Origin of the sequence: Myxococcus sp. CA039A (assembly GCF_013336645.1) — a bacterium.
In the GTDB taxonomy this organism is placed as follows: Bacteria; Myxococcota; Myxococcia; order Myxococcales; family Myxococcaceae; genus Myxococcus; species Myxococcus llanfairpwllgwyngyllgogerychwyrndrobwllllantysiliogogogochensis.
The window spans coordinates 1-2,733 of the sequence record NZ_JABUMQ010000590.1 but is presented as its reverse complement, the minus strand read 5'-3'; the positions used below and the strand labels follow the sequence as shown (position 1 = coordinate 2,733).

The following is a 2,733-nucleotide window of genomic DNA, read 5'->3' as shown; positions in this document are numbered from 1 at the left end:
GTGCGAGGGCGGGCGCTGGACAGTCCGGCGGAGCCGGAGCTCTACGCGCCGCTGGGGCAGACGCCGTGGCCGGGGACGACGCTGATGGTGCGCAGCCGCCTGCCGATGGAGAGCGTGGCGGCGGCGGTGAAGGCGGAGATGGCGCAGCTCGACTCGCAGTTGTCGATGCGCAAGCCCACGACGCTGGAGGCGAACCTGGAGCGCTCGGTGGCGGACCGGAACTTCCAGCGGGTGTTGCTCCTGGCCTTCGCGGTGTCGGCGGTGGCGCTGGCGTCGCTGGGTATCTACGGGTTGATGGCGTACAGCGTGGCGCAGCGCAGGCGGGAGCTGGGCATCCGGCTGGCGCTGGGAGCGATGCCGGCGGACGTGGTGCGGCTGGTGATGAAGCAGGCGCTGCGGATGTGCGCGGTGGGCCTGGGTGTGGGATTGCTGCTGGCGCTGGCGATGTCCCAGGTGCTGGAGGGCATGCTGTACGACGTGAGCGCGACGGACCCGCTGACCTTCCTGGCGGTGCCGGTGCTCCTGCTCACCGTGGTGGCGCTGGCCAGTTGGCTGCCCGCGCGCCGGGCCTCGAAGGTGTCGCCCGGCGTGGCGATGTCCGCGGACTGAGGCGCTGACCTGACGGCTCGAGGCTCTCCACCCCGCGGGCCGAGGTGGACCCCGCGCCGACCTGAGAGGAAACATCGTTCCATCAGGTGCGAGCCCGGGCGACAGCGGCTCACCATCGGGTTGTCATCTTTCAGTCCGGCCACGCTCAGCACTGCGCCGGCTCCTCCTGGATTCCCCACGGTGGGAAGTCATTTTCCCACCCCCGTCGGGCATACGCCTTGCTGTGCATCTGGCGGCAGCGAGATGCCCTGGGAGGGTGGATGCGCGGTGGGTGGCGATGGGCGACGGCAGTGGGCATGGCGGTGTTCCTCGGCGCATGCGGTGACTCCTCCGACGCGGACGACATCGATTCGCCTGATGGCCCGGGCCCCTGGCCCACGGACGCGGTGAAGGACTACGCGGCGTCGTTTGGCATTGGCGCCGGTGTCCAGAGCATCGGCGTCGACGAAGGGCACAACATCTGGCTGCTGAAGGGCGCGGAGATTGGCGTGCTGCGTCCCGGCGACACGGCCCCCACGTGGACGCGCGGCGTCGGACAGGCAGCGGAGGGCTTCGGTCGGGACAAGAAGGCGCTCGGCGCCACCGTCATCTGCGGTGGCGAGGCGGGGCGCGCCTACGTGGGCTACCACACCTACGAGCTTCAGCCCGAGGTGCCGGAAAAGCCCCACGCATACATTCCCCTGGAGGGAGAGCCTCACTACTCCGCGGAGCGCTTCGCGGAGTACCAGAAGGGTGACCTGGACGCGGTGCGCCTGGGGTCCGACGGCAAGGTGGAGTTGGAGGAGCACCTGTGGCGCAGCGCGGGCGTATCCGGCGGCAAGCAGCAGCTCGGCCTCCGCAACACCAATGACTTCCACTACGACGAGGACCGCTCGGTCCTCACCTGTCAGCGGGTGATGCGCGGGAGGGACCGGGGAGATGTCTACATCGGCACCAACCACGGCGTGACGCTGATTCGCGGCCTCACTTACAACAGCCACCGTCACGCGGCCTGGTATCGCGAGACACCGCGCGAGGACGGCAGCGTGTCCCAGTCGCTCCAGGCGGGCTTCAACTGGGGGCTCGGACTTGGCCCCGACGGTGAAGTGCTGGTGGCCAATGACTGGCTGGTGGGCATCCTCGAGCCCAATGGCGTGCTGGAGGACTTCGACAAGGAGCGCACCTGGGAGGGCCCGGTGCCCTGGAGCTACAAGGGACACAACTCTCAGCTCAACAGCCTGGAGGAGTTCGACCACTGGCGCGCCGTTGCTCGCACGAAGGCGGGTGCCACCTGGGTGGGCAGTCGCGACTTCGGCCTGTGGCGCATGGAGCAGACGGACCGCTCCAGTGCGAACTACACGCGCATCACCGCCCTGCCCTCCGACAACGTGACGGCGCTGGCGGCCACCGACGAGGGCATCGTCTACGTGGGCACCGATGACGAGGGCCTGTGGCGCATCGAAGAGGACGGCGAGACGCTCACCCGCGTGGACTCCGTGAATGGAAAGCAGGTGCTCCAGCTCGTGTACGACCCCACCGTGGCACCCGCCATGCTCTACGTCCTGACCGACGCGGGCCTCACTGTGTTGCGGGAGTAGCGAGACGACCTCCGACCTTCCCTTGCAAGGCATCGCGCCACGGGCAATGCAGCCAGGTCCCCTCCAGGCGAAATCAAGCAAGGCTTCAATCGGGACCAGAGCAAGTCGGCGAGCCACACCAGCCGCACCACCGCGCCGCGCGTCTTGCAATGACGCGCGACGCGGCGTGAAGACTCACCAGACCTGCACGGGAGCGGCCCGGATGAGTGACAATCCGGTGCCAAGCTGTCCATTGGCGCTACCGCCCCAGGACCAGAGGCTCCGGTCCGCGAGGATGGCGTGGGAATGGTCTCCTCCGGCGGCGACCGCCACGGCGGTACCGAGCGCGCTCACTCGCGCGGGCAGGAGCTTCGACGTGGACGGGACGCCATCTCCCAGCTGTCCCTGCTCATTGCGTCCCCAGGACCAGACCAGTCCTCCCACCGTGATGGCGAGGTTGTGATTCACACCCGCCGCGATGGACAACACTCCAGTCAGCACCTTCGTCTGGACGGGGATGAGCTTGCCGACCGTGGTGCCCTCCCCCACCTCTCCGTAGGAGTTGGAG

General features: G+C 68.6%; 3 protein-coding genes. 2 read left to right on the top strand and 1 reads right to left on the bottom strand.

The window, feature by feature from the left end; genetic code table 11:
- Positions 1 to 609, top strand: a 609-nt coding sequence (locus HR086_RS46100; RefSeq protein ID WP_174468832.1) for an FtsX-like permease family protein, incomplete at its 5' end; no start/stop codon positions are given.
- Between the two features lie 296 nt (positions 610 to 905).
- On the top strand, positions 906 to 2,186 hold the full coding sequence (locus tag HR086_RS46095) for a hypothetical protein (protein ID WP_174468831.1): 1,281 nt from the start codon (positions 906 to 908) through the stop codon (positions 2,184 to 2,186).
- 174 nt (positions 2,187 to 2,360) lie between these two features.
- Here the strand turns inward: HR086_RS46095 and HR086_RS46090 are convergent.
- A partial coding sequence (locus HR086_RS46090; protein WP_373564452.1) for an RCC1 domain-containing protein occupies positions 2,361 to 2,733 on the bottom strand: 373 nt, incomplete at its 5' end.